This window comes from Streptomyces ipomoeae 91-03 (assembly GCF_000317595.1).
Lineage (GTDB): Bacteria > Actinomycetota > Actinomycetes > Streptomycetales > Streptomycetaceae > Streptomyces > Streptomyces ipomoeae.
This window is the reverse complement of the sequence record NZ_AEJC01000023.1, coordinates 1-726: the sequence shown is the minus strand read 5'-3', so window position 1 is coordinate 726 and position 726 is coordinate 1. Positions and strand designations below refer to the sequence as shown.

1 protein-coding gene is annotated in these 726 nt (G+C 69.3%); it reads left to right on the top strand.

Going from position 1 to position 726, the window contains the following annotated elements:
- The coding region (locus tag STRIP9103_RS01475; protein WP_048819498.1) for an RDD family protein at positions 1-637 on the top strand (637 nt) is incomplete at its 5' end.
- Positions 638-726 lie beyond the last annotated feature (89 nt).

Sequence of the window (726 nt, the reverse complement as noted above, 5' to 3'; positions counted from 1 at the left end):
CGGCTCCGGTCAGCCCCCGGAGGACGACCCGTTCAAGAAGAAGCCGCCCCCGCCGTCGGGCGGCGGCTCCCCGTACGACACCCCGCCGCAGCAACCGCCGTACGGCAGTCAGCCGCCGCCCTACGGCAGTGGCCCCTACGGGGGCGACCCTTACGGTGGCGGGCAGTACCCCACCGACCCGCTGACGGGCATGCCGCCGCTCGCCGACAGCGGGAAGCGGGTGCTGGCGCGGATCATCGACATGATCCTGGTGGGGATCGTGGTGGGGCTGCTGGCGTGGGCGGTCAGGGTCGGCCAGTACACGCTGGACTCGGGCGACTTCGACTACGGCAAGTCCCTCGTCCAGGAGGCGCTCGCCGCGATCCTCTACATCGGGTACGACACCTACTTCACGGTCCGGGGCGGTCAGACCCTCGGCAAGCAGCTGATGAAGCTACGGGTGGCGAACCTCAGCGACGGCTCCACGCCCTCCGTGCAGACCGCGCTCCTGCGCGCGGCGGTGCTGTGGCTCCCGTTCGCCTTCTGCTGCGCCTGCATCTGGACCGCCATCGCGGGCGGTTGGAGCTTCTTCGACAAGCCCTACAAGCAGGGCCTGCACGACAAGGCGGCCAAGACGGTGGTGGTCAGCACCGATTGAGACGCAGCCGATGTGAAACGGCGGAGCCCGTAAGAAACGGCGAGGCCCGTAAGAAACGGCGAGGCCCGTAAGAAACGGCGGGGTCAGTG